This window comes from Bacillus sp. EB106-06-01-XG163, from assembly GCF_058791615.1.
This window is the reverse complement of the sequence record NZ_JBYTDS010000004.1, coordinates 251,991-277,377: the sequence shown is the minus strand read 5'-3', so window position 1 is coordinate 277,377 and position 25,387 is coordinate 251,991. Positions and strand designations below refer to the sequence as shown.

Below are 25,387 nucleotides of genomic sequence, written 5' to 3'. Positions count from 1 at the left end.
CTTGAATGAAGGAATCTGGTGAAAATATTTTAATGCGGAAAAAATAAAACCATTCGTACAGAATGGTTTAGTTAATCTTGGCTGAGGCGCTTCAGCGGCTTGATGGCGGGACCTTCGGCAACCGCGCCGTCGGGTGTGAACCGGGACCCGTGACAAGGACAGTCCCACGTCCGTTCGCCGTCATTCCATTCGACCTCACAGCCCAAATGGGTGCATGTCGTATCGACAAGATGCAGACAGCCTTTTTCATCTTTATAGGCGCCGGCCCGTTTGCCGTTTACCGTTACGATTTTTCCCTCTCCGGGCCGAAGAGTCTCAGGTGAAGCGTCCGGCCTCTCAAGTTTGCCCGAGATAAGGTGTTTGGCCACGTCGGCATTATAGGAAATCAGTTTTTTCAGTCCCGGATCTGCGTGGAAGCGTGACGGAATAAACAGGCCGGAAAACGGGTTCTTTTTGTTTTGAATATGATCAGCCAAAAGCTTCGCGGCGAGCGCTGAGCTTGTCATGCCCCATTTTTTAAAACCGGTCGCCGCCAAAATATGTTCTTCATCTCCTGAGATGGGACCGATGAACGGAATTTTGTCAATGGTGACAAGGTCTTGTGCAGACCAATGATATGGGATGCTTTCAACTCCGATTGTGTCTTCCGCAAATTGTTTCAGCGCTTCGTAATGCTCGGACATTTCTTTTCCCTGGCCTGTTTTGTGGCTTTCGCCGCCGACAAGAACCAGTTTTTCACCGTTCAGATCGGTGTATCGCAGTGATCTGGACGGCTTGTCTATGCTGAGATACATCCCGTCCGGATACGCTTGTTTCGGTTTTACCGCGAGTACGTAGGATCTGCTGGCATACATTCTGGCGGCATAAAGCCCGCCTCCGTCATAAAAAGGAAAGTGGGAAGAGCAGACAATGTAGCGGCACTTGATGCCGTGTCTGTTTTTCGTGACCACTTCCGGCTGCGGTTCTTTTTTTATGTCGATCGCAGCCGTCTGTTCAAAAATCCGCGCCCCGTTTTTAACGATCTCTTTGACGAGCGCCGCGCCATATAAAAGCGGATGGAATTGCGCCTGGTTCTTCATAGCGAGGCCGAGCATGCAATCAACGGGGACGGGAAGTTCTTTCACAAGCTCGTGTTCAATACCGAGCTTGGTATAAGCTTCCTGCTCACTGCGCATTTTTTTGACGCCTGATTCTGTATTCGTGTAAAGATATGCGTCTTGTTCAATCAGTCTGCAGTCAATCGAAAGGTCTCTGATGATCTGCTTCATGTCTTCCATGGCGCGGAGATGGGCTTCGAAATACAGCCTTGCGCTGGTCAGGCCGATCTGCTGAATAAGATCGGCATAGATGAAATCATGCTGGGCGGTGATTTTTGCGGTCGTTCCCGCGGTCGTCCCATTTAAAATCCGGTCTGCTTCAATGACAGCGACACGGAAACCTCTTTTCGTCAGTTCGTATGCCGTTGTCAGACCCGTAATTCCTCCGCCGATAACCGCAATATCGCATTCCGTATCTTCAGTGAGGGCGGGAAAGGAAGGAATGTCAGCTGTTGCTTTCCAATAGGAAGCCGGTTCGTCGTTTGAAAAAGTAGTCAATTCAGATTTACCTCCTCTGTTGTATATTCTTAATTTTTCCAATAAGACTCTGTTCATACATGAAATTCGTATAAGATGCTCAAATTACTCATAATATAGTAATTAATGTAAAGGAGTGATCAAAATGGCTAACCAGAAGAAGAAAACCTTGCCGCCGCAGCATCAAAACCGGCAGCCGGGCTTTGAATATGTAATGGACCCGCGCCCCGTTTTTGACAAACCGAAAGCGGCGAAAAAACTTGAAGGGAAAACGGCGATCATCACGGGCGGAGACAGCGGGATCGGCCGCGCCGTATCCGTTTTATTCGCGAAGGAAGGCGCTAATGTGGTCATCGTTTACTTTGATGAGCATCAGGATGCCGAAGAGACGAAGCAATATGTAGAAAAAGAGGGGGCGAAGTGTCTGCTGATCGCAGGGGATGTCGGCGACGAAGCCTTTTGCAACGATGTCATCCGCCAGGCGGGCCAAGCCTTTCCTTCCATTGACATCCTGGTCAACAACGCGGGTGAGCAGCACGTGCAGCCGGGGATTGAGAAAATCACGAGCCACCAGCTCATCAGAACGTTTCAGACGAATATTTTTTCAATGTTTTACTTAACGAAAGCCGCGCTCCCTCACCTGAAAAAAGGAAGTTCAATCATTAATACGGCCTCCATTACCGCCTATAAAGGCCACAAAACATTGATTGACTATTCAGCGACAAAAGGGGCGATCGTCACGTTTACAAGATCTCTTTCCCAATCTCTTGTCACTCAGGGCATCAGGGTAAACGCAGTGGCGCCGGGGCCGATCTGGACGCCGCTGATCCCGGCGAGCTTCTCGGCGAAGGAAGTGGAAGTCTTCGGCTCAGACGTGCCGATGCAGCGCCCCGGCGAGCCTGTTGAAGTGGCGCCAAGCTATTTGTACTTAGCAAGCGATGATTCCTCATATGTCACGGGCCAGACGATTCATGTGAACGGCGGCACCATCGTAAACGGATAATCTAAAAAAGCCAATCCATCTGGATTGGCTTATTCACTCTGTTTGAGTGCGGCATATTCTTTTGAAAGCGTGAGGAACGCTTCTTTATTTTTATCATCAAGCGCCTTATTAATCTGCATGGTCAGCATGGCGAGCCGGCGTTTATACAAGGATTCATCAAGCACCATTTGAATGTAAATATCGGCCATTGTCACATCGAATTCGTTTGCTTTTTGCGTGTTGCGGGACTTCATGAGCTCAGTGTACGACTTTTTCTCTTTCATAAAGAATCCCCCCAATGCCTTTTTTATAGTATATGGATAACGGCCGGAAAAATCAATTAATTTTTATAATCTTTAGACAACTAATACTTGGAAATATATCGACATATCCTGCAAATTGACGAAAAAACGAAAATGATCATCGTATAAATGAGGTGAAACGAAAAAGAAAAACAATATTTAAATAGTAATTTAAGACTAAATTACATCTTTAAAAGGTGATTTTTAGCTATATTCAAAAAAAACCTGTCGTTTTCCAATGACAGATGATAGATTATTAGTATAAATTTTCAAGAAAAGGATTGGAGGCTGCACATTATGTGCCAGAAAACACACGCACCCTTAGAAAGCTACGAAGTAAATCGTTCAACCATCGCTGTTTTGCCTGAGGAAATAGACGGTAAAATGGGGTCGAAGGTCATTGAAAAAGACTGCATTCTGTATGTCAGCATGAAGCCGATTCACATCATCGACAGAAGCTGCCGCTACTTTGGCTCCAGCTATGCCGGGAGAAAAGCGGGAACATATGAAGCGATTAAAATTTCTCACAAGCCGCCGATTATGGTGGACCCTTCAAATCACATCTTTTTATTCCCTACACTTTCTTCTGCAAGGCCTCAATGCGGCTGGATATCTCATGTGCACGTTAAAGATTTTCAACCGACGGCATTTGATGACACAGCTGTCACGTTCTCAAACGGCAAAACGATGGAACTGGAAGTATCCTATCATTCTTTTGAAAATCAGGTTTACAGAACCGCCTATCTCAGAACCACTTTTCAGGACAGGATGGGCAGTCATATCCCGAAGCGGCAGGAATTCATGCTGTATCCGAAAGAAGAGCGGACAAGAATGATCTACGACTTTATTTTGCGGGAGCTGGGGGAGAGATATTAGAGAAAGCTGTGATGTGAAGGGACGGGCCCTCTCCTTTTGGGGAGGGCTTTTTTCGATTTACATGCCCGGATAGAGTTGTATCGTGTCCGTCTGTTGGCTATGATGATGTAAAGAGTAATGATATTTCATTTTAGGAGAGATGGGCATGGATGTATTTGCAAAATATATATCAGGAATCGATAACCCGGATCACCGTCTCAAAGCAGAGGAAATTTTGTCGTGGACGGCTGACCAATTTCCGAACTTAGAAGCGCAGATCAAGTGGAACAAACCGACATTTACCGATCACGGCACCTATATCATTATGTTTGCCGCGGCAAAGAATCATTTGAGCATTTTACCTGAAAAAGAGACGATGGAGCATTTTGCCGATGACATCGCCCAAGCCGGCTACAGCGCTTCTTCGCGCCTGTTCAGAATTCAATGGACTGAACCGGTGCACTATGATCTGCTTAAGAAAATCATCGAATTTAACATCAAGGAAAAAGCTGAAAATCCGGGGTTTTGGCGCTAGCGGACGTGATGTTGAAGGAGGAAGACATGGACGTTTTCAAAGACTATTTATCAAGTATCGACAGCCCGGATCATCGTCTGCGAATGGAGGAAATCCTGTCGTGGACGGCTGACCAATTTCCGAACTTAGAAGCGCAAATCAAGTGGAACACGCCGATGTTTACCGATCATGGCACCTTTGTTATCGGCTTTGCGGCAGCGAAGCATCATGTAAGTGTTTCCCCCGAAGAAGCGGGTATTACGCATTTTGCCGGCGACATTGCCCGCGCCGGCTACAGCGCTACTTCCCGCTTATTCAGAATTCAATGGACTGAACCGGTGCATTATGAGCTGCTTGAACGCATGATTCAATTTAATATTCAGGATAAGGCGGACTGCTCAGCATTTTGGCGGAAATAATGAAAGGAATGTTAAAAAAACAACCCTGAGGAGGGCTGTTTTTTTATTAAAAGTAATCCGAGAAATAAGGGGTTTGCGTTTCCAGCAAATCCTCAATGAATTCCAATGTGTCCGGGCTGCATTCGAGCCGGCCCGTGCGGTGAAGGTATTCTGGTTTCCGGTATGCAAATAATAATGCCGTCATCGTCTGAATATCCAGTTTCGCCGCATCAGCATCGCCGCCCGGGCTTAAAACGGCTTTTCCTTCAGGCGAAATCTCCGCTGTAAAGACGCCCTGATTCCATTCAAGCAGCGGATCTTCCAGTGTAAAAGACCATGTCCGCTTCTCTTTTTGCGGTTTAAAGGGATACTGATTGATAAATTGCTCAATATCGACAATCCGGGCCATAAAGTAAGGAGAAATCGTTTCCTCAATTTCAGCATCTTCTAACAGAAAGGCGATCGGTTCATTAGAATAATTGTAGCCGACGACTTTTGTCACCATGGAGAAATGAGCCGAAATAAAGTTCCACAGGCCTCTTCGCGCTTCTTCATTTACATATACCATTTCTTTAATATGAAAAACTTCATCTGCAATCCAGTAAAGAACATAACCGTTCGCCTGTCTGGATTGGTCATAATACACGGCAGCCGTAAGCTCTTCTAAATCCCAGCGCCAATATTCATCCCATGCCAGTTCATTTCTGATCATGGCCGCATGGCTTTTATGCGCGAATCGGCTGTATACTTCTTTAATGACCTCATGTTCCGGCTCGACGCGTTCCACTTCACCGGAAACGGTGCTCATTTTCGGGAGCTGAAAGTCTTTCACCTCAAACGTCATTTTATCGCTGATAATTTCCCAGCCTTTTCTTCTGTAGTAAGGGATGGAGTAGGGGAACAAATAGGATACGGACTGACCGCGCTCACGCATGTCAACTAATGCTTTGTATAACAGTTTCGCCATTAATCCCATATTGGCGTACTCGGGATATGTTCCGACCCCCGTCACACCGCCCATTTCGAACGTTTTATTAAAAATCCGGACTTGAAATGGATAAACGGCCGCCTGTGAAACGAGTTTGTCTTTGTCAAACCAGCCCAATACATGCGCTTGTTCCAAAACGGGGAGTTTTGCGGAGGCGATTTCGGGTTCCTTCCATCCCACTTCATGCAGATTACTGTTCGTGACTTGGAAAACATATCGGAGCAGCTGATTAAATTGCTGCAAATGTTTCGGTTTGACTTTCTTTAATTCAAGCCTTTTTTCTCTGTTCATAAATTTCGCTCCTGTATGAATAATGACTGAACGTCAATCATTTTTGTGGTTTACATAAAGTGTACATGAAAATCCGCCTCGTTTCCAATTTTTCACCCGGCGGCAGTATTGACATAACGAAACGCACGATGACAGAAATCGTGCGTTCAAAATTCTTTATTTGACGACAGACATGCTGACGCTGCTGCCTGACACTGTCAATTTGGCAAAATCCTGTGTATCAATCACAGGTGTGACTGCTTTATTGTCAATCGTGATGTTCGTAAAGGCTGTTGAGAAGTTTGATTTGATGTAAGGGCGCTGATCCTCTGATGTGACCGCGACGGTGGCGAGCGCTTTCCATTTTGAGACAGAGCCTACATTTGTTTGGGAGAGTTCTGAGATGATGCGGCCGGTGTATCCGTCATTATTTGTGCCCCAGTACGTGGCGCGGGTATTGCCGTTCAGATTTTTGTAGATGGTCAGCTGTACGGTGCTGCCGGGCCGGAAGCCTTTCGTATAGGTGAATTGGCTTTCTCCTTCCAGATACTTGACCTGGCCTTGTCCCTTTGAACCGACTTTCATGATCGGTTTCCATACATGATAGGTGTCACTGTACTGAAGTCCGATATCAGCCTCTGTGCCTCCGGTAAATCCTGAGTAAATATAGGCTGTCCCATTTGACACCTGAATTGAGCTTGGAAGCTGAATTTTCGTGACGAGTACAGAACCCGTGCTGTTCAGGTAGGCCCTTCCGCCGATTCCTTTGCTGAGCTGGGACGCCGCTTCCGCCGTATTGGGGCTGATCACCCCCGGAATTTCCGCCGTACATGTGCCGAATAGAACGGCTGTAGTGAGCACACCCGCAAAAAGCCCTTTTTTCATCATCATTTCTCCTCCTATCATCATAGTCAGATCGCGCTATCAATTCATATTATAAAAGGTTTTGGGAAAAATTCCATAAAAGATATACGGGCGGACGTAAATTAAAACTATTTTCCTATTTATCTTGTAAATGGATATTATTTGAACTATGATATGTTCAACAATACCGCATAACTTAGGAGAGGGGATAGGATAGAAATGAAAAAGACGGCAGCTGTGCTTTTGTCTTTCGGTCTTGTGTTCGGATGTTCATACGGAGCGGGGCAGACGGCAGAAGCGAAAACAAAGGTGAAAACGTATCAAAACTGCAAGGCGCTGAATAAGGTGTATAAGGGCGGCGTGGCCAAATCGTCGAAAGTGAAAAACAAGGGCGGCAGAACAAAGTACAAGCCGTATGTATCAAAAGCGCTTTACAATGCAAATAAAAGACTTGACCGAGATAAAGACTATATCGCATGTGAGAAATAAAAAAACAAGCCTCTTTAAAGAGGCTTGTTTTTTTAAATGGATTCGGCGGTGACGGCGGTTCCGTATCCGATTAATTCGGATGTGTTCTGTCCTGCGGTCAGTTCGAACCGCAGGCCGACGATGGCGTTCGCTCCGAGCTGCTCCGCCTCTCTGATCAGCCGCTCTTTCACCGCTTTTTTGGAGTCTTCCAGCATTTCAGTATAGCTTTTCAATTCGCCGCCGACGACAGATTTTAAGCCTGCAAGCAAGTCTTTGCCGATGTGTCTGGACTGGACGATACTGCTTGTCACCAAGCCTTTCACTTCCGTAATCTGTTTTCCGGCGACGGTTTCGGTCGTTGTCATGATCATGCGTTTTTCCCCTTTCGTGTATCTTACCGCTATCTTACCATTTAAGCCGCCTTTTCGGCTGCGCTGATTTGTTTTTTTCTGACTGCGGCGCTGACTGCAAACATGACGGCAATGTTCAGAACCAGTGCGATGATGCCTGTATTCATATCCTTAACGATCTGCGGAAGAAACGGAAAGAGGGTTCCGATGGTTGATTCGGTCAGCGTAATGAAGGCCACCGTTCCGACCCCGGCCGTTATGCCGGCAAAAGCGCCGTGGCTTGTGATGAAACGCCGCTTCGGCAGGCTGAATAAGAGGGCGGGGAAAAGCTGGGTGACAAGGCTGTAGCCCATTAAAAGCAAGGTGACGATGGTATTTCCGCCTTTCAGCGTAAAATATACGGATATCAGCGCGATGACGGGTACGGCGTATTTTGCGAGCCGTGAGACTTTTTCGTCAGTCGTGCCGGGCAGAATGGCTTTGTACACATTTTTGGCGAACAGCGTGCTTGAGGCCATTAATATCATTGAACCGGGTACAAGCGCCGTCAGAATGCCCGCCGATCCGATCAGTCCGACAAACCAGGGATCAAAGGTTTTCACAGACAGCTTTAATAACGCGAGATCCGTGTCCGTCCCTTTTAAACCGGGCACCTGCAGAATCGCCGCAAATCCGGTAAAGATGACAAACAGCAGGACGAGCTGATAAAGAGGCATGATGATTGCGTTTTTCCGAAACACCCGAGGATGCTCCGCCGAATAGGAAGCGGCAAATGTATGGGGCCACATATAAAAGCCGAGGGCGGTCAGCAAAACCGTTGAGCTGAACCAGGAAACGCTCTGTCCGGTTTCCGGCAGCGTGAGAAAACCGGGTTTTGCGGCGTCAATTTGTTTGAACATCTCCGTAAATCCGCCATAGTAATGAATGGGCAGATAAATGCCTAAATACAGGACGATGCCTAAAATCATGATATCTTTAACGACTGATATCCACGCTGAACCGTGGATTCCTGATATCATCACATAAATCGTGATGGAGACAGCGCCGATCCAGACAGCGGCTGAGGGCGGAATCTGTCCGTATGACGTTGCTGAAACAATTAATCCGAGCCCTTTCAGCTGCAGGACGAGATAGGGGATGAGGGATGCGATGCCGACGAGCGATACGAGAATGCCGAGGAGCGGGCTGTTGTATTTTGAAATAAAAAAATCTGATTGCGACATCAGTTTGTGTTGTTTGGCGTAAGTCCACACGGCTGGCAGAAGCCAATATGACAAAATGTAGGCAAGGCAGCCGTACGCGATAATATAAAAGGCGGGGCCTCCTTTTCCGTAAGCCCATCCGCTTCCGCCGAGGAATGTAAAGGTCGTGTATATTTCTCCCGCCATTAATAAAAAGACAAACATCGTGCCGAAGCCGCGTCCGCCCACCGTCCATTGTTCAAGGTCCATATGTTTTCCTTTTCGGGCCCGGATTCCGAGATATACACAAAACAGGAGCACGGCGGCCATTACGGGAAATGCTGCGTTCATTCCGCCTCACCCGCCTTGTTTTCTTTGTCCAATTTGTAAACGGCGGCCATCAGAACGGAAGTCAGCACCGCCCAGATGACGACATACGCGAGAATGAAAGGCATTCCGAAAACATAAGGCGTCACCCGGTTGGCAAATGGAATGCCGGCGAGAATTCCGAAAAAGGGCAGGGCGGCGAGAACATGAATCAGTTTCATAACATTCCTCCTTTTCATTGAAAACAGCGTGTCCCGATTATAAAGAAAATCATGTCGAATGTATAGTGTGAATAGTCTGAAATTTATCAGTTGAAAAGGAAAAGCAGTCCCGGCTGCTTTTTAAATGGTCGCAAGAGACAGGTAATATTCTAATAAGGCGGTTACCTGTTCCCGTATTCTCGGGTTGAAATAACGGTGTTTTTCTTCATAGCCGTTAATGGTGCATATATAAAGCGTAAATGCTTCGTCTCTTTCCGCTTCGTATATTTTAATTTTACGCTTTCTTAACTCTTTTCGAACATCACTCAAATCCTTTTGTGCTAATTTTAAAGAGCAGCTGATAAGCTGTTTATAGGGTTGTTTTAATTTGAACGGGCACGAATCAAGCGCTTCGAGGTCCCGGTTCAGGATGGCAGCCGCCATGGGCAGAAACAGCCCTTTTTCGATGAGATCGCGGGTGCTGCTCCGGATGTCAGGCATAAATACTCCTTCTTTCTTAAAAAAGAGAACGTTTGTTCTTATTTTATACTCGCTTACACGATATTTCAAGTCGGAAAATCTCGTAAACATTTTCGTTTTTTGGAGATAATGTGTAGAATAAGGATAGACAAACTCGTTAAGGAGTATAAACGTTGGAGCAATTTTTATCATATTTGACTGAGGAACAGCTGACGGAATGGTTCCAAAGCTATAGAGCTTTCGGCCCGGCGGCTGCGGCTGCACTGCCTTTTATTGAAGCGTTTCTTCCGTTTTTGCCGCTCGTTGTATTTGTGGTGGCGAATACGAATGCATTTGGTTTGTGGGAAGGTTTTTTTCTGTCATGGCTCGGGTCTGCGGCAGGATCGATGCTGATGTTTTATGCCGTCCGCCGTTTCGGACAGAAAAGAGCTTTCGGTTTCATCCGCAGGCATCAGACCATAAGGCGGATGATGCTCTGGGTTGAGCGGCACGGTTTCGGTCCGCTGTTTATTTTACTTTGCTTCCCCTTTACGCCGTCCGCTGCGGTTCATATCGTTGCCGGCCTGTCACGGGTGGGGGCGCTGCAGTTTATATCAGCAGCCGCTATGGGGAAAATGGTCATGATCTTTATGATCAGCTTTATCGGGTATGATCTTCACGCACTCATGACACAGCCTTTCAGGATGGCGGGCGCCATAATGGTGATCGCGGTGCTGTGGTATGTCGGAAAGCATATCGAACGGCGTTTACAGATGAGAATCAGTCAGCATGAGAAAGACGGAGGGAGACAGGAATCTTGAAAAAACGATTTTGGTTTATAGCCGGCGTGCTTATCGTTGTTTTGGCCATACAATTAAAGAATGCCATTTTTATTGATTATAAAGTCGAAGGAATCAGCATGAATCCGACCTTTAAACAAGGAAATGAGCTGATGGTCAACAAGTTTTCCCATCGTTACAAAACGATCCGCCGTTTCGATATTGTCCTGTTTAAAGGCCCGCACCGCAAAGTGCTGATCAAACGTGTCATCGGGCTCCCCGGCGAGTCAATCGCATACAGGGAGGATCAGCTGTATGTGAATGGAAAACGGGTGGCGGAACCGTTTTTAAAACCGTTAAAGTCATCATTGTCCGCCGGGAGCCATGTGACCGGTGATTATACGCTGAAGGAAACGACCGGGCGCAAAAGCATACCGAAGGGACAATACTTTGTTATTGGCGACAACCGCATATACAGCCTCGACAGCCGTCATTTCGGTCCGATTAAGGATAAAGACATTGTCGGAGTCATCAGTGAATCAGACGCCAAGTAAACGGCGTCTTTTTTTTCGGAAATGATTGTAAAAAAGCAGAGGGAAGACTATAATGAAAATTGTTACGCGCGAAACAAAAAGGAGGCGTTTTATTTTTTGGTGATTTTGTTACTCGTGTAACAAAAAATATGAAAGAGGGCTGATGAGATGAAAACACAGGCTGCCATTATCGGGGGAGGTCCGGTCGGGCTTATGCTTGCATCAGAACTGGCGCTGGCCGGAGTGAAAACGACTGTTATTGAACGATTGAAGAAGACGGTGCCATATTCCAAAGCGCTTATTATGCATCCGCGAACACTTGAGCTTTTTGCCATGAGAGGCATATTGGAACGCTTTTTGGAAAAAGGGACGAAGGTGTCTTCCGGCCATTTTTCCATGCTGGATACACGGCTGGATTTTTCTCGGCTGGATACGAAGCAGAATTATTCGTTAATGCTGCCTCAGGCAGAAACGGAGCGGATTTTGGAGGAGTATGCATCAAGTCTCGGCGCAGACATCATCCGCGGGGCGGAAGCGATGGCTGTCACCCAGACGGATGACGGAGTGGAGACGGTGTTCCGGGACGAAAGCGGTATCCGCACTCTTCACAGCTTATATGCCGCGGGTACAGACGGAGCGGGGAGCATTGTCAGGAAACAGGCGGGCATCGCTTTTTCGGGCACTGATGCCGACTTAACAGGAACGCTCTGTGATGCCGCTTTGACACATCCGCCCGAATCTTCCTTTTTTTCAACGTGCCGCCTGGAGGGATCGGTTGTGATTGTCCCTCTTACGGACGGACTTTTCCGCGTCCTCATCGTTTCTCCGCACGCTCCGCAAAAGCGGAAGGAAGAGCCGGTCACCGAAAATGAGCTGAAAGAAGACCTGCGGCGGATATGCGGCACTGATTTCGGATTGAGTGATCCGGTATGGATGTCGCGGTTCGGCAATGCCGAGCGTCAGGCTGAGCAGTACCGCTCCGGCCGGGTTTTTGTGGCCGGTGATGCGGCGCACATTCATTTTCCCGCAGGCGGCCAAGGGCTGAACACGGGGCTTCAGGATGCCTTCAACCTCGGCTGGAAGCTGGTGGCGCAAATGAAGGGGAAAGCGGCGCCTCATCTTCTGGACAGCTATCATCAGGAAAGGCACAGCACAGGAAAAGAAGTATTGCACAATATAAAAACCCAGATAAAGCTCATGGATTTTACCGAGTCGGGGATGGCATTAAGAGAAACGATGACCGCTTTGCTGGATTTTCAGGAGTCCAACCGTTTATTGGCGGGAAAAGTATCCGCGCTTGATCTGCATTATGAACCGGATGCGGAGCTGCCGCCGCATATCCTGAACGGAAAACGCCTGCCGGATATCGAATTGATCCTTCATGACGGGCGGCTGACCCGGCTGTATGATTTTCTTCATAAGGGCGCCTTTGTGCTTTTATCATTAAGAGGGAGCATTCCCGCCGGTATTGATACGGACAGCGTGGCAGCTGTCAGGGCGGAGCTTGCTGAAACACGTGCCGATTGGGATGACGTCCACACCGTTTTAATCCGGCCGGACGGCCACGCGGCATGGGCAGCCGGCGGCTCGGGACGTGAAGCGGAAGAAGCTGTTCTGGCCGGTTTGGAGAGATGGGGATTCATCTGATACCCTTTTATGCGCCTGTGTGATTGTTTCTTGTGTAACAAAACGTTATAGTAAAAGAAACAATCAATACGGAAGGGTGATTCAGCAGTTGGACAGAAGACAGCCAGACCATGCAAAACACATGATTCTTGAAGGGCTGACAGATATTTTTCACGAGCAGGAGAGGTGTCAGGAGGACATAAGGGCGTCGTTGGCCGGACGGATGGACGAACTCCGTGAAGAAAACGGAAAAAAATTACATCTGACCTTGACGGAAATTCACATTTTGTCGTGTATCGGAGATCATGAACCGATCAATGTCACGTCAATAGCGGAAAAAATGAAGACGACAAAGCCGACCGTGTCGAGAAGCTGCGCGAAGTTTTTGGAAGCCGGCTTTCTGCGCAGGACCCGGCTGAGCGACAATAAAAAAGAAGTCTATTTCCGGCTGACTCCTGCCGGGAAAGAGTTGCATTCCCTTCATCATGAATATCATGAATTGATAAAAAAGCGGCTCTTGGCGTTTTTAGACCGCTATACAGATGAAGAACTGTTATTTGCTGAACGGCTGTTCCGTGATCTTTCAGCAAACTGGCGGTCTGTAAATGGCGGCGGAGAGCTGTTCAAATAAAAAACACGCATATGGATGCGTGTTTTTTTATTCGGATCATGTTCCTCTTTCTGCCCGGTCTCTCTCGCCGTGTGCCCGTTTCAGCTGAGAAAGGTGGTGCAGCAGCCGATAGAAGGGCGGAAGCATGGCGATGACGAGAACGATCCGGATGACCTGAACCGCGACGACGAAAGTCGAGTCTTCGTGCAGGGTGATCGAAGTCGCCGCCATCTCGGCGATCCCGCCGGGAGAAAAGGCGAGAACAGATGTAATCATGGAGATGCCCGTTAATTTAGAAACCGCAATCGCGCTCAGAATCATGGCGGCAATTAATCCGACGGAAGAAATAAATCCGACGGTCAGCACTCTCGTCACGCCGGTGAACATGCTTTTGTACATTTTTGATCCGATTGTGGCGCCGAGAAAAATTTGTGACAGCTGGTTCGCTTCCGGCGGCCACCAGGCCAGCATGTCTTTGCCCGCCAAGGCGGACACGCCGATTTCCGCAGCAGCAACGCCGATCATGCTGCCGAGCAGCCAAGGGGCGGGAAATTTCAGCCGTTTTGCGCCTTTGCTTGCAAGCCAGGCAGCCAAAATAAATCCGGCCGTTAACAAGACGGGAATAAGGCCCGGATGTGAAGCGCCTGCCGAAACGGCTCCGGCTGATGACTGAGCCGCACCGTTTTGTTTGGTAAATAAGAAAATGACGAGAAACGGTATTGTCATGACGACCAAAAGGACGCGCGTCAGCTGAATAAGGCTTACAATCGCGGTGTTTGCGCCGACTTCCTGGGCGATACCGGGCATGGCGGATAAACCGCCCGGCGCCGTGCCTACAAAGCTTGTCATCATGTCCGTCCGGCTGAACCGAAAGAGCACATATCCGGAAACAAGCGCCATCACGATAGAGAAAATCAGCATGAAGCCTACCGGAAGCCAATGCTCCCGTAAAACCGACAGAACGGACAGGTTCAGTTTCTGGCCGAGTTCGATGCCGAGGATCATTTGACCCGCTGCAAGCCATCTGCGGTGAATCCCTCTTCTGTCAGGCGCCATGAACAGCCAGCGGGGCCTCGTCATGGAGAGGATGCAGCCGGCGGCCAGCGTTCCGAGCATCCAGGCGATCGACATCCCTGTAAGCGAAAGAAGAAACCCCCCTGCCGCACTGATGAGAATAAACCAGATATCCGTAAGGAGATGTTTGTCTTTCTTCAATGAAAACCCTTCTTCCTGAAACATTCATATTAAATTGTTAAGCTCGTTAACCTTACTATTACTATAGTATAGATTTTGAGATAAATAAATAATGAATTATTTCTCATAATCCATTCATTTTTCTTATCGCAAACGCAAAAAAAGCTCCGGAGATGGGTGAGTGCACCCTACTCCGAAACCTCGCCCGCTTTTCCTTTCCACACAAAGGTCAATCCCAGACCGAGAAATAAAACCACACCTGCGAACAGAAACGGGAAGTGAATATTCATATCAAATAAAATACCGCCCAGAGCCGGGCCGAAAATGGTGCCCAAACTCGTGTATGTTGAGTTCATACCGGCAACAAACCCCTGCTGATTTCCTGCGATTTTCGATAAATAAGTAGTCAGTGCCGGGCGCAGTAAATCAAACGCAAGGAAAATGATGCAGGTGACAGCGAGCACGGGCAAAAATCCTGACATCACCGTAGAAACGAAAGCCAGCACAGCGCCGATGATCAGACAAAGCTGAATGACTTTTTTCTCCCCGAGGAAGTTGACAAGTCTTCCGAACGCGAGTACTTGAATGAGGACCGCCACAATGGAGCTGAACGTAATAATAATGGCGATATCCTTTGGCGTGAAGCCGAATTTATGGTTTGTAAATAAGCTGAATACCGTTTCGTACGCCGACAGTCCGAATGCCAAAACAAAAACGATGATAAAGGCGATCAAGTAGTTTGGATGAATCGACTTTTTCAAATCTTTTAAGAAGGTTGATTCTTTGACGCTTTCCAGCTGCTTTGCGCGTTCTTCTTTAGTTAACGGCTCTTTCAGCATAAAGACAGAGGAAATCACTGCGATAAATGCAATTCCCGCCGCAAAGAAAAACGGCATACGAACGCCGTGATCGGCAATAAATCCTCCTATGCCGGGCCCGATGATAAACCCTGTGCTGATGGCGGCAGATACATAGCCCATCGCCTTCGATCTTTCCTGCACCGTCGTAATATCTGCGACATACGCTGTAACAGCGGGCATGATAAAAGCGGCACTGATGCCCCCCAGCACCCTTGCGAAATATAAAATGGAGACATGTGTGCCCAATCCGAAGGTCAGTTCGGATAATGCGAACAAAAACAGTCCGGCGAGAATCATGATTTTTCTGCCGAAGCGGTCAACCCATCTCCCCGCAATGGGGGATGCAATTAATTGCGCAACGGCGAAGGCAGCGACAAGGTATCCCATTGTGCTGCCCGTCAAGTGCATCACATTCATAAACAGCGGCATAACGGGAATGATCAATCCGATGCCTAAAAACGCAATAAATATGTTGCTTAATAAGATGATGAGTACAGCCTTTTGTTCTCTGATCGGTTTTTGCATGTTGTTTCTCCTTTGTCAGCTGTCATTCTGTTTATCAGCGCTGATCGACCCGTGAATAAACACGGAGATGGCTTCTTTTTGCAATTCGATTCTTTGCTGAATGGTATCGTTTTTATATAACACATCTAAACCGTAGAAGACGGATAGCAGGATTTTTACTTTTGATTCGACATGATGAATGGACCAGCTGCCGTCTTGATTTCCCTCTTCTAAGATCTCTCTCATCACATCGTCATATTCAATATCAATTTTGTTGAGCCGCTTTACGACCTCCTCTGACGTAAACGCACTCGCATAAAACTCTTCACTTGCTCTCATAAGCGGGTAATTGATGCTCATCCGGCTGAGCAGCTCCGCAAAGCCCGTCAATTTTTCGGCAGCATCTTTCAGATCAGCTTCCATTTCCCTCCACGTCTCGATCATCACGCGGTGATCCTCTTCCATGATATGAAGAAACAGAAACTCTTTTCCTTTAAAATGGTGATATAGATTGCCTTTACTGATTTCGGCCGCCTCTAAAATCTCCCGAATCGATGTTTCTGAATATCCTTTTTTTGCAAATAAGTCACGCGAAGCGGATACGAGCCTGTTCTTCGTCTTTTCGCTCTTTCCGGCACCGCCTTTTGTATTTGTCACTTCACACAGATCCTTTCCGCCTCATTCATATCGTTGTCCCGGCAAAGCGGGGCTCGGTTCGTTTAAAACCGACCAGTTGGTTTATTTTATTATAAAGGGTTTTTGCTGATTATACAATGAAGAAGGTATCCATTGTTTAGAGGGAGTATAAAACGGCTCGAAAAGTAAACCCCATTCTCTCATGTTGAAAGAACGGGGTTTGTCAGCGGTCTGAAGACTCCCGGCGGGGGAGCGTGATCTGCCTGAACCGTTATTTGCCGGTATTCACCTCGGTGTAGCTTGTGTTCGGCGCGTTTGATACCGTTCCCCCTGTATGGTGGGAAGGAGAGTGGGCCATATCGTATAAAAACCAGACGGCATGACGCTGTTCATCAAATGCCGTGCGGGCAAATAACCGCTTCGCTTCCGGATGCACCGCTCTATCGGATGCCTGCAAATAAAAATCATTCGTTTTCTGCTCATCATAAAACGCCGCCCTCAGTCCTTCTCTGTATGTGTGCGGACAATGCTCCGTCTGTTTCGGCATCAACTGTTTTCCGGTAATTGACGTATACAGTGAAGAGAAAGCGTGCAGGTGGCGCACTTCTTCCTCTCTGATATGTTCGATTCGTCTTCTGATTTCTGCGGTCGGCGCTTTTTCGGCTAATATTGAGTAGCAAATCACAGCGCTGTATTCACCGTTTATGGATTTTACCAGATCCTTGATAAGCACAGAATCGTCACTGCAGATGGCTGTATAATGAAAAAAATTCTCGTGCATTGGACTCACCCCCGGATGTTTATAGGGTATTATACGGCGGCAGCCCGTGACATGTGCGGATGTCATTTTTATTCTTGATCTAGCGGCGATGTAATATGGTCGTCGTATGTGTCGACAAAAAGCCGGCCGTTGCTTCCGCGCACAGCGTATACGACGTCTTCCGGTTTGAGGTTTCTCTTGTCCAATTCTTCTCTCAGCCATTTTTCCGATACGTGGTTTTCTTCCAGATTCTTCATCACCAGCCGGCCGTCCATAATCAGCTCAACGGCAAAGTTCTTTTCATGTCCGGCAAAGATGCCGAGATCCTTTCTTGTAACGGGCGCAAATTCCGGTTTGACCTCCACTGACATGCTGCCGTTTGTTTCAATGATGGCAGTCTGAACCTGAGAAATGTCAAATACGTCATTTACACGCAGCTGCTGGTTCAAGTAGTCAATGGTATAACGCATTGTTTTCATATTATGCTCAAGTATTTTACCGTTTTGAATGATAATGGTCGGTTTGCCTGCAAAGAAACCCCTAAGGGCCCTGTTTTTCATAGAAAGATATGCGACAAGGTAAATGATTGCCACGAAAATAATGTAGGCAATGACATTATAATGAATCGGCAGCTTTGTATTAAACGACAGATTTGCCGTGATGGCGCCGAGCGAGATGGCCGCAATGAAATCAAAAAGCGTCATCTGTGAAATGGTTTGTTTACCGAGTATCCGGGCGCCGATAAACAGAATGCTGAACGACAGAGCCGTCCGTACAATTACTTCGGGATATTCTGACATCATCATTATTCCTTTTTTCTTTATTTTGGTCAAAAGCGATACTTTTTAAAACAGTCATCCCGTTTTTACCAGCAGATGAGATTGGTCATTTTCGTCAACTTTCGATAAAATGTAGAAAGATAAAAAGAGAGGGGTCTTCTAATTTGGGTGTTGAGTTTTTAGTAGGCAGATCGGGGAGTGGGAAAACGAGGCTGATTATCGACAGCATTCAAGATGAACTGCGCCGGGAGCCGTTCGGGAAACCGATCATTTTTCTAGTCCCGGATCAAATGACGTTTTTAATGGAATATGAGCTTGCTAAAACGCCGGATATCGGCGGCATGATACGCGCTCAAGTGTTCAGTTTTTCGCGTTTGGCGTGGCGCGTGCTTCAGCATACCGGGGGCATGAACCGCCCGTTTGTGACGACGACGGGTGTGCAGATGCTTTTAAGGAAATTGATTGAAGAACATAAGCACGAGTTTAAAGTGTATCAAAAAGCGAGTGACAAAACCGGGTTCACTGAGCAGGTGGAACGGATGCTGACAGAGTTTAAGCGGTACTGTATTGAGCCTGAAGACGTCCGCCGCATGGCGGAAAGCGGAACGGCGTCAGAATATCGCGGAGAGCGGATGCTGTCTGAAAAACTTCATGATTTAGGCATTTTATATCAGCAGATGGAAAGAAGCCTCGCCGGACACTATTTGCATTCAGAGGATTATTTGACGCTGCTCGCTCAGCAGATTCCTTTGGCGGACGTTGTAAAAGGCGCCCGTGTTTACGTCGACGGATTCTATCAATTTACGCCGCAGGAATTAAGGGTGCTGGAGCAGCTGATCATGCATGCTGAACATGTCACATTCTCGCTGACGGCGGACAGCCCTTCGGCGGAACAGGCACCGGATGAGCTCGATCTGTTCAGAATGACGGGAAGCACATACTATAAGCTTTATCAGACGGCAAAGGAATTGAATGCCGATATTTCCTGCAAGGAACTGCATGGCACGAAGCGGCATCAGTATGCGCCGGAGCTTGCCTGTATAGAGTCTCAGTACGATGTGCGTCCCGCCGCGGCGTATACCGGCGGACAGGAAGCTTTTACCGTCATGCAGGCGCAAAACAGAAGAGCTGAGCTTGAAGGTATTGCCCGGGAAATTCAATCACTTGTCCGGGATGGAGGATACCGGTACAAAGATATGGCGATTCTCATCCGTCAGCCGGAAGATTATAAAGATTTGCTGAAGGAAGTGTTTGCCGATTACGGGCTTCCTTATTTTATTGACGGAAAGGCTTCTATGCAGCATCACCCGCTTATTGAATTCATCCGTTCAAGCCTGGATGTCGTGAAGGGGAACTGGAGATATGATGCAGTGTTCCGCTGTGCGAAAACCGAACTGTTATTCCCGCTTGATCAGCCGGAGCAGAAAATAAGGGAGCAGGTCGATCAGCTTGAAAATTACTGTATCGCCTATGGCGTTAAAGGGGAGCGCTGGACGAACGGCGAGCGGTTTGTATACAGGCGCTTCGTATCGCTCGATGAGGATTTCGCGCAGACGGATCAGGAAATAGAGATGGAGCACATGCTGAATGAGACGAAAGAGTGGATGGCCGCGCCCCTTGTCCGGCTTCAAAACCGGATGAAAAAGGCGAAAACGGTTCAAAGCATGGCGGAGGCTCTTTATCTCTTTTTGGAAGATACCGATGTTCCCCTGAAGCTGGACCGGAAAAGGCAGCGGGCCGAAGAGGCCGGAAACATGATCGAAGCGCAGCAGCACGGCCAGGCGTGGGATGCCGTTATCCAGCTTCTCGAGGAGTTTGCCGGCATGATGGGTGAAGATGAAATATCTTTGGCGCTGTTCCAGCAAATGCTTGAAACGGGAACGGAATCGCTTCATTTTTCTTTAATTCCGCCTGCGCTTGACCAAGTATTTGTAGGGAATATGGATCTCTCAAGAATGTACGGCACGTCCTGCACATTCGTCATCGGGGCCAATGACGGCGTTCTTCCGGCGCGCCCGGATGAAAACGGCGTGCTGTCTGATGATGACCGGGAGTGGCTGAAAGCGGTCGGAGTGGAGCTGTCTTCCGCGGGGCGTGAGCGGCTGCTTGATGAGCATTTTCTCATCTATATGGCGCTGTCGAGTCCGTCTGACCGTCTTTATGTATCATACCCGATTGCCGATGCGGAAGGAAAAACGCTCCTGCCGTCAATCGTTGTAAACAGGCTTGGCGAGCTGTTTCCCGATCATCAGGAAAAGCTGTCAGCGGCTGATCCCGAGCAGGTAAGCGAAGCAGAGCAGCTTCAGTATCTCGTCAATAAACAGGTGGCTCAGACATATACGGCAAGCCAGCTCAGGCTGTGGACAAGAGAGTACGAGATCAGTGACGTATGGTGGAGCGCATACAATGTGCTGATGAAAGAGCCTGATCACCAGCGTGCGAAAAAGCTGTTTTCAAGCCTGTTTTTCCGCAATGAGGCGAAGCGTCTTGAACGGTCTGTTTCGCGCCAGCTTTACGGCGAGCATATTAAAGGAAGCGTCTCCCGGATGGAGGCGTTTAATGCCTGCCAGTTTTCTCATTTTGCATCTCACGGGCTTCAATTAAAAGAGCGGCAGTTTTTCAAGCTGGACGCGCCTGATATCGGCCAGCTGTTTCACTCCAGCCTGAAGCTGATTTCAGACCGGCTTCGTGAGCAGAAGCTGGAATGGCGCGATCTGACGAAAGATCAGTGCCAGAATTTCTCCTATGAAGCGGTGGAACGGCTTGCGCCAAAGCTGCAAAAAGAGATTCTGCTCAGCTCAAACAGACACTTTTATGTGAAGGAAAAACTGCAGAAGATCGTCACGCGTGTTTCAGGCATATTAAGCGAGCATGCGAGGGCGAGCGGTTTCGTCCCGGTCGGTCTTGAACTCGGTTTCGGCGGAAGCGGGCCGCTGCCTCCGCTCACTTTCACGCTGAAAAACGGCTGTACGATGGAACTCGTCGGACGGATCGACCGCGTGGATAAAGCGGAAAGTTCAAAAGGCCTGCTGCTGAGAATCGTTGATTATAAATCAAGCGACAGGGGGCTTGATCTGGCTGAGGTGTATTACGGGCTCGCTCTGCAAATGCTCACATATCTTGACTTATCGATTACACATTCCGAAGATTGGCTCGGTATGAAAGCGACCCCGGCAGGCGTTTTGTATTTCCATATTCATGATCCGATGATTCAGGCCAGTCTGCCGATGGGGCTTGATGAAATCGAGCAGGAAATTTTTAAGAAATTTAAAATGAAAGGCCTTCTCCTCGGTGACCGGGAGGCGATCAGCCTGATGGACACGACTTTGGAGGAAGGGCGTTCAAATATCGTCAATGCCGGTTTGAAAAAGGACGGTTCTTTAAGATCCGACTCAGCCGCGGTCAGCGAACGGGATTTTCATCTGCTGACAGACCATGTGCGGCGGACATTTGAACAGGCGGGCGAAGCGATAACGGACGGGCTTGTGTCCATTACCCCGTATAAGCTGAAAGATAAGACGCCTTGTACGTACTGTGCGTTTCAATCGGTGTGCCAGTTTGATGAGTCGCTTAAGGAAAATGAATACCGCAGCCTGAAAGCGGAAAAAGACGGCACCATACTGGATTGGCTGAAGAAGGAGGCGGATGATGATGCAAATTCCTAAACCGAAAGACAGCATATGGACGGATGACCAATGGAGCGCCATCGTTTCTTCCGGCCGCGATATTCTGGTCGCTGCCGCAGCCGGATCAGGTAAAACGGCCGTGCTCGTGGAACGGATGATCAGAAAGATAACCGCGGAAGAAGATCCGATTGATGTTGACAGGCTCCTTGTGGTGACCTTTACAAACGCCTCAGCAGCGGAGATGAAGCATCGGATCGCGGAAGCATTAGAAAAAGAGCTCGCCAAAAATCCGGGATCTCTGCATATCAGACGGCAGCTCTCTCTCTTAAATCGGGCGAGCATTTCGACGCTTCACTCTTTCTGTCTGCAAGTGCTTAAAAAATATTATTATATGATTGATCTTGACCCCGGTTTTCGGATGGCTGACCAGACGGAAGGCGAATTGCTCGGAGACGAAGTGCTTGATGAGCTGTTTGAAGATGAATACGCAAAAGGGAATCAGGCGTTTTTTGAGCTTGCGGACAGATATACGACAGACAGGCATGATCTGGATCTTCAAGACCTTGTCAAACGGGTGTACGAGTATTCCCGGTCGCATCCTGACCCGGAAGTATGGCTGCAAAGCTTTGTCCGCCTGTATGACGTGACGGAAGAAAGCAAAATGGAAGAGCTTCCGTTTTACCAGTATGTGAAAGAAGATGCTGAAATGGCGCTCTTCGGGGCAAAACAAAAGCTTGAGAAGGCGCTTGAACTGACAAAAGCGCCCGGCGGGCCGGCCCCGCGCGCTGATAATTTTCTGGATGACCTTCAGCAGATAGAAGAGCTGATCAGCTGCCGGCATGACTTCGATGCGCTGTATGAACGGGTTCCCGCAGTCTCATTTAAGCGGGCGAAGGCGGTAAAGGGTGATGAATTTGACAAAGCGCTTTTGGACGAAGCGACCGATTTGCGAAACGGCGCGAAGAAACTGATCGAAAAGGTAAAGACCGATTATTTTACAAGAAGTCCGCAAGATCACTTAAAGAGTTTAGCAGATATGAAGCCTGTCATCGAAACGCTCGTTCAGCTCGTGATATCGTACGGAAAACGATTTGAAGCGGCGAAACAAGAAAAATCAATTATTGATTTCTCAGATTTGGAACATTACTGCCTGGCGATTTTAACTGCGGTTGATGAAGAAGGCCGGCGGGTGCCGAGCGAAGCGGCCGTTTATTATCAAGACCAGTTTCATGAAGTTCTGGTTGATGAATATCAAGATACCAATCTTGTGCAGGAATCTATCCTGCAGCTTGTTAAAAGCGGGAATGAAGAGGCGGGAAATCTGTTTATGGTAGGCGACGTCAAACAATCGATCTACCGTTTCAGACTTGCTGAGCCGCTGCTGTTTCTCGGGAAATATAAAAGGTTTACAGAAAGCGGGGAAGGCGCGGGTCAGAAAATTGACCTGAACCAAAATTTCCGCAGCCGCTCCGATATTTTGGACAGTACGAATTTCTTGTTTAAGCAGCTGATGGGCGGAAAAATCGGCGAAGTGGACTACGATGAACAGGCGGCATTGAAGCTCGGCGCATCGTATCCGCCGAATGACGCGGCAAAAACGGAACTGCTGCTGATTGACAGCGCTGATGACGCAGACAGCTCCGAGGATGCCGAAGACTTTGAAACCGTGCACTGGGAAGCGAAAGCGATAGCCGGGGAGATCCGAAAGCTTGTCTCATCTCCGTTTAAGGTATATGACGGCAAAACAAAAACACACCGGAATATCCAGTACCGGGATATCGTGATTTTGCTGCGTTCCATGCCGTGGGCGCCGCAATTAATGGAAGAGCTGAAAAACCAGGGCATTCCGGTGTACGCCAATTTGACGTCGGGTTACTTTGAAGCCGTGGAGGTGGCTGCGGCGCTTTCAGTCTTGAAGGTGATTGATAATCCGTATCAGGATATTCCGCTTGCTTCCGTGCTGCGCTCGCCCATCGTCGGCTGTGACGAAAATGAACTTGCGCTGATACGCCTTGAAAAGAAAAAAGCGCCGTTTTATGAAGCGCTGAAAGCATATATAGCGAACGCTGACAGACATGATGAACTGTATCAAAAACTGAGAACTTTTTATGACAGTCTGCAAAAGTGGCGGTCATTTTCGACGAATCATTCGGTGTCTGAGCTGATTTGGGAAGTATACCGCGATACCGGATATTTTGACTATGCAGGCGGCATGCCCGGCGGAAAGCAGCGCCAGGCCAATCTGCGCGTCTTGTATGACCGGGCGCGCTCGTACGAAGCGACGGCGTTCCGCGGGTTATTCCGCTTTTTGCGGTTCATTGAACGGATGCAGGAGCGCGGCGATGATCTGGGGACGGCCCGGGCGCTCAGCGAGCAGGAGGATGTCGTTCGGCTGATGACGATCCACAGCAGCAAAGGACTTGAATTTCCCGTCGTTTTCACCGCCGGACTCGGCAGAAGTTTTAATATGATGGATCTCAACAAATCATACCTGCTTGATAAAGAGCTCGGTTTCGGCACGAAGTATATCCATCCGGAACTCAGAATCAGCTATCCGACTCTTCCGCTTGTGGCGATGAAGAAAAAGATGCGCAGAGAGCTCTTATCCGAAGAATTGCGCGTATTGTATGTGGCGCTGACCAGAGCGAAGGAAAAGCTGTTTCTCGTCGGTTCCTGCAAAAACCGGGAAAAACAGCTGGCCAAATGGCAGGCGCAAGCAGACCGGGCCGATTGGCTTCTTTCTGAATTCGACCGCTATCAGGCGTCATCTTATTTGGACTTTATCGGGCCGGCGCTCATCCGCCACCGTGACATGGAGGCGCACAGGACGCCGGGACTTTCCTCATCTGAGGATATCGCGCGCGACCCGTCGCGTTTTCACATCCGGATGCTGCAGCAAAGTGAATTGCTGGAAGAGAATCCAAAAGAACGTGCTGAAGAAAAGAGCAAACGTCTCAAAGCGATTCAGCAGGGCGAGCCGATTCCTGATTCGTTTTCATTTGATGATCAGGCGCGCCGTCTGCTTGAATGGGAATATCCGTACCGAGAGCTGACGGCTATCAGAACGAAGCAGTCAGTTTCTGAGCTGAAGAGAAAGCAAGAATACGAGGATGAATACAGCGGCCGCTCTCTCATCAAACCGTCAGGAGACACGCTTTTATACAGGCGTCCCGGTTTTATGATGAAAAAAGGGCTGACAGCCGCCGAAAAAGGGACGGCGATGCATACGGTGATGCAGCACATACCGCTGACGCACGTTCCGACTGCCGAAGAAGCGGAGCGGACGGTCCGGATGCTTTACGAAAAAGAGCTGCTGACAGAAGAACAGCAGGAAGCTATTGATATAGAAGAAATTGTCCAGTTTTTCGGAACTGAAATCGGGAAAGACCTTCTCGGGGCGCTGCGGATTGACCGGGAAGTGCCGTTCAGTATGGCGCTTCCGGCCGGCGAGGTGTACAAGGATGCCGAAACGGCCGGTGAACCGCTGCTCGTGCAGGGGATTATTGACTGCCTCTATGAAACTGCGGACGGTCTCTATTTGCTGGACTATAAAACTGATCGGATAGAGGGGAAATTCCGGAACGGATTTGAAGGCGCGGCTCCGATTCTGCAAAAAAGGTATGAAACACAAATCGAATTGTATACAAAAGCGGTTGAACAAATTACAAAAACGAAAGTGAAAGGGCGTGCGCTCTATTTTTTCGATGGAGGTCACGTTCTTACACTGTAACAAGATCCGAAGCTCCTT

Annotated in this window: 24 protein-coding genes; 11 read left to right on the top strand and 13 right to left on the bottom strand. The window is 48.3% G+C overall.

The annotated features are described in order from the left end of the window. Nucleotides 1-71: 71 nt before the first annotated feature. A complete protein-coding gene (locus AC3WTF_RS07335; protein WP_047935555.1) occupies nt 72-1,595 on the bottom strand; it encodes an FAD-dependent oxidoreductase in 1,524 nt (507 codons plus the stop codon). Between the two features lie 124 nt (nt 1,596-1,719). Between AC3WTF_RS07335 and AC3WTF_RS07330 the strand changes: the two genes are divergently transcribed. Beyond that, nucleotides 1,720-2,577, top strand: coding sequence for an SDR family oxidoreductase (locus tag AC3WTF_RS07330; protein WP_007610477.1), 858 nt, complete (start codon nt 1,720-1,722; stop codon nt 2,575-2,577). Between the two features lie 29 nt (nt 2,578-2,606). Here the strand turns inward: AC3WTF_RS07330 and AC3WTF_RS07325 are convergent, their stop codons facing one another. Then, nucleotides 2,607-2,840, bottom strand: a complete 234-nt coding sequence (locus AC3WTF_RS07325; RefSeq protein WP_007409189.1) for an IDEAL domain-containing protein — start codon at nt 2,838-2,840, stop codon at nt 2,607-2,609. A gap of 315 nt (nt 2,841-3,155) precedes the next feature. On the opposite strand from AC3WTF_RS07325, the gene comK reads away from it, so the two are divergent. The 3 genes from comK to AC3WTF_RS07310 all read left to right on the top strand — a co-directional run bounded on the left by comK (nt 3,156) and on the right by AC3WTF_RS07310 (nt 4,646). Continuing rightward, nucleotides 3,156-3,734 (top strand): competence transcription factor ComK, encoded by a 579-nt coding sequence (gene comK, locus AC3WTF_RS07320; RefSeq protein ID WP_003155179.1) that lies wholly within the window; start codon nt 3,156-3,158, stop codon nt 3,732-3,734. Between the two features lie 145 nt (nt 3,735-3,879). Continuing rightward, a complete protein-coding gene (locus AC3WTF_RS07315; protein ID WP_032871130.1) occupies nt 3,880-4,248 on the top strand; it encodes an iron chaperone in 369 nt (122 codons plus the stop codon). 26 nt (nt 4,249-4,274) lie between these two features. Further along, nucleotides 4,275-4,646 carry an iron chaperone gene (locus AC3WTF_RS07310; RefSeq protein ID WP_042635035.1) on the top strand — a complete coding sequence of 124 codons (372 nt, stop codon included), beginning with the start codon at nt 4,275-4,277 and terminating at the stop codon, nt 4,644-4,646. A gap of 46 nt (nt 4,647-4,692) precedes the next feature. Here AC3WTF_RS07310 and AC3WTF_RS07305 read toward each other — a convergent pair whose 3' ends face one another. Beyond that, the gene (locus AC3WTF_RS07305) at nt 4,693-5,904 is read right to left on the bottom strand and encodes a GNAT family N-acetyltransferase (protein ID WP_047935559.1); all 1,212 of its coding nucleotides are present in this window, start codon (nt 5,902-5,904) and stop codon (nt 4,693-4,695) included. 156 nt (nt 5,905-6,060) lie between these two features. After that, complete coding sequence (locus AC3WTF_RS07300; protein WP_047935561.1) at nt 6,061-6,771, bottom strand: YrpD family protein; 711 nt, start codon at nt 6,769-6,771, stop codon at nt 6,061-6,063. 195 nt (nt 6,772-6,966) lie between these two features. Between AC3WTF_RS07300 and AC3WTF_RS07295 the strand changes: the two genes are divergently transcribed. Beyond that, nucleotides 6,967-7,236 carry an excalibur calcium-binding domain-containing protein gene (locus tag AC3WTF_RS07295; protein ID WP_003155168.1) on the top strand — a complete coding sequence of 90 codons (270 nt, stop codon included), beginning with the start codon at nt 6,967-6,969 and terminating at the stop codon, nt 7,234-7,236. A gap of 32 nt (nt 7,237-7,268) precedes the next feature. Here the strand turns inward: AC3WTF_RS07295 and AC3WTF_RS07290 are convergent, their stop codons facing one another. The 4 genes from AC3WTF_RS07290 to AC3WTF_RS07275 form a co-directional block, all read right to left on the bottom strand. Then, nucleotides 7,269-7,586, bottom strand: a complete 318-nt coding sequence (locus tag AC3WTF_RS07290) for a YbjQ family protein (protein ID WP_003155166.1) — start codon at nt 7,584-7,586, stop codon at nt 7,269-7,271. 41 nt (nt 7,587-7,627) lie between these two features. Next, complete coding sequence (locus tag AC3WTF_RS07285; RefSeq protein ID WP_015239531.1) at nt 7,628-9,097, bottom strand: sodium:solute symporter family protein; 1,470 nt, start codon at nt 9,095-9,097, stop codon at nt 7,628-7,630. Next, complete coding sequence (locus tag AC3WTF_RS07280) at nt 9,094-9,294, bottom strand: DUF3311 domain-containing protein (protein WP_007409181.1); 201 nt, start codon at nt 9,292-9,294, stop codon at nt 9,094-9,096. The genes AC3WTF_RS07285 and AC3WTF_RS07280 overlap by 4 nt, the downstream gene beginning before the upstream one ends. Nucleotides 9,295-9,414: 120 nt before the next feature. Further along, nucleotides 9,415-9,774 (bottom strand): YhjD family protein, encoded by a 360-nt coding sequence (locus AC3WTF_RS07275; RefSeq protein WP_007409180.1) that lies wholly within the window; start codon nt 9,772-9,774, stop codon nt 9,415-9,417. 152 nt (nt 9,775-9,926) lie between these two features. On the opposite strand from AC3WTF_RS07275, the gene AC3WTF_RS07270 reads away from it, so the two are divergent. The 4 genes from AC3WTF_RS07270 (at nt 9,927) to AC3WTF_RS07255 (ending at nt 13,301) form a co-directional block, all read left to right on the top strand. Continuing rightward, nucleotides 9,927-10,553: a TVP38/TMEM64 family protein gene (locus tag AC3WTF_RS07270; RefSeq protein WP_007409179.1), complete on the top strand. Its 627-nt coding sequence runs from the start codon at nt 9,927-9,929 to the stop codon at nt 10,551-10,553. Beyond that, nucleotides 10,550-11,065 carry a signal peptidase I gene (gene lepB, locus AC3WTF_RS07265; protein ID WP_003155158.1) on the top strand — a complete coding sequence of 172 codons (516 nt, stop codon included), beginning with the start codon at nt 10,550-10,552 and terminating at the stop codon, nt 11,063-11,065. Before AC3WTF_RS07270 ends, lepB begins: the two co-directional genes overlap by 4 nt. Nucleotides 11,066-11,212: 147 nt before the next feature. Next, nucleotides 11,213-12,691 (top strand): monooxygenase, encoded by a 1,479-nt coding sequence (locus AC3WTF_RS07260; RefSeq protein WP_047935565.1) that lies wholly within the window; start codon nt 11,213-11,215, stop codon nt 12,689-12,691. An 88-nt stretch (nt 12,692-12,779) separates the two neighbouring features. Continuing rightward, the gene (locus AC3WTF_RS07255) at nt 12,780-13,301 is read left to right on the top strand and encodes a MarR family transcriptional regulator (protein ID WP_007409177.1); all 522 of its coding nucleotides are present in this window, start codon (nt 12,780-12,782) and stop codon (nt 13,299-13,301) included. A 36-nt stretch (nt 13,302-13,337) separates the two neighbouring features. Here AC3WTF_RS07255 and AC3WTF_RS07250 read toward each other — a convergent pair whose 3' ends face one another. The 5 genes from AC3WTF_RS07250 to AC3WTF_RS07230 all read right to left on the bottom strand — a co-directional run bounded on the left by AC3WTF_RS07250 (nt 13,338) and on the right by AC3WTF_RS07230 (nt 18,037). Continuing rightward, entirely contained in the window at nt 13,338-14,495 is a 1,158-nt protein-coding gene (locus tag AC3WTF_RS07250; RefSeq protein WP_047935568.1) for an AbrB family transcriptional regulator, read from the bottom strand. A gap of 167 nt (nt 14,496-14,662) precedes the next feature. Further along, entirely contained in the window at nt 14,663-15,859 is a 1,197-nt protein-coding gene (locus tag AC3WTF_RS07245; protein ID WP_007409175.1) for an MFS transporter, read from the bottom strand. A gap of 15 nt (nt 15,860-15,874) precedes the next feature. After that, the gene (locus AC3WTF_RS07240; RefSeq protein ID WP_007409174.1) at nt 15,875-16,495 is read right to left on the bottom strand and encodes a TetR/AcrR family transcriptional regulator; all 621 of its coding nucleotides are present in this window, start codon (nt 16,493-16,495) and stop codon (nt 15,875-15,877) included. A 250-nt stretch (nt 16,496-16,745) separates the two neighbouring features. Then, the gene (locus tag AC3WTF_RS07235) at nt 16,746-17,255 is read right to left on the bottom strand and encodes a ferritin-like domain-containing protein (RefSeq protein ID WP_025284528.1); all 510 of its coding nucleotides are present in this window, start codon (nt 17,253-17,255) and stop codon (nt 16,746-16,748) included. Nucleotides 17,256-17,323: 68 nt separating this feature from the next. Further along, nucleotides 17,324-18,037: a DUF421 domain-containing protein gene (locus tag AC3WTF_RS07230; RefSeq protein ID WP_020955605.1), complete on the bottom strand. Its 714-nt coding sequence runs from the start codon at nt 18,035-18,037 to the stop codon at nt 17,324-17,326. A 140-nt stretch (nt 18,038-18,177) separates the two neighbouring features. Here AC3WTF_RS07230 and addB point away from each other — a divergent pair, with 140 nt between their 5' ends. Both addB and addA read left to right on the top strand, forming a co-directional pair. Next, nucleotides 18,178-21,678: a helicase-exonuclease AddAB subunit AddB gene (gene addB, locus AC3WTF_RS07225; protein WP_047935570.1), complete on the top strand. Its 3,501-nt coding sequence runs from the start codon at nt 18,178-18,180 to the stop codon at nt 21,676-21,678. Beyond that, entirely contained in the window at nt 21,665-25,369 is a 3,705-nt protein-coding gene (gene addA, locus AC3WTF_RS07220; protein WP_106080424.1) for a helicase-exonuclease AddAB subunit AddA, read from the top strand. The genes addB and addA overlap by 14 nt, the downstream gene beginning before the upstream one ends. Nucleotides 25,370-25,387: the final 18 nt, after the last annotated feature.

Coding starts and splice junctions, on each gene's coding strand:
- AC3WTF_RS07330 (WP_007610477.1), top strand. CDS start 1,720: ATGGCTAACCAGAAGAAGAAAACCTTGCCGCCGCAGCATCAAAACCGG.
- AC3WTF_RS07325 (WP_007409189.1), bottom strand. CDS start 2,840: ATGAAAGAGAAAAAGTCGTACACTGAGCTCATGAAGTCCCGCAACACG.
- comK (WP_003155179.1), top strand. CDS start 3,156: ATGTGCCAGAAAACACACGCACCCTTAGAAAGCTACGAAGTAAATCGT.
- AC3WTF_RS07315 (WP_032871130.1), top strand. CDS start 3,880: ATGGATGTATTTGCAAAATATATATCAGGAATCGATAACCCGGATCAC.
- AC3WTF_RS07310 (WP_042635035.1), top strand. CDS start 4,275: ATGGACGTTTTCAAAGACTATTTATCAAGTATCGACAGCCCGGATCAT.
- AC3WTF_RS07305 (WP_047935559.1), bottom strand. CDS start 5,904: ATGAACAGAGAAAAAAGGCTTGAATTAAAGAAAGTCAAACCGAAACAT.
- AC3WTF_RS07300 (WP_047935561.1), bottom strand. CDS start 6,771: ATGATGAAAAAAGGGCTTTTTGCGGGTGTGCTCACTACAGCCGTTCTA.
- AC3WTF_RS07295 (WP_003155168.1), top strand. CDS start 6,967: ATGAAAAAGACGGCAGCTGTGCTTTTGTCTTTCGGTCTTGTGTTCGGA.
- AC3WTF_RS07290 (WP_003155166.1), bottom strand. CDS start 7,586: ATGATCATGACAACGACCGAAACCGTCGCCGGAAAACAGATTACGGAA.
- AC3WTF_RS07285 (WP_015239531.1), bottom strand. CDS start 9,097: ATGAACGCAGCATTTCCCGTAATGGCCGCCGTGCTCCTGTTTTGTGTA.
- AC3WTF_RS07280 (WP_007409181.1), bottom strand. CDS start 9,294: ATGAAACTGATTCATGTTCTCGCCGCCCTGCCCTTTTTCGGAATTCTC.
- AC3WTF_RS07275 (WP_007409180.1), bottom strand. CDS start 9,774: ATGCCTGACATCCGGAGCAGCACCCGCGATCTCATCGAAAAAGGGCTG.
- AC3WTF_RS07260 (WP_047935565.1), top strand. CDS start 11,213: ATGAAAACACAGGCTGCCATTATCGGGGGAGGTCCGGTCGGGCTTATG.
- AC3WTF_RS07245 (WP_007409175.1), bottom strand. CDS start 15,859: ATGCAAAAACCGATCAGAGAACAAAAGGCTGTACTCATCATCTTATTA.
- AC3WTF_RS07235 (WP_025284528.1), bottom strand. CDS start 17,255: ATGCACGAGAATTTTTTTCATTATACAGCCATCTGCAGTGACGATTCT.
- AC3WTF_RS07230 (WP_020955605.1), bottom strand. CDS start 18,037: ATGATGTCAGAATATCCCGAAGTAATTGTACGGACGGCTCTGTCGTTC.
- addA (WP_106080424.1), top strand. CDS start 21,665: ATGCAAATTCCTAAACCGAAAGACAGCATATGGACGGATGACCAATGG.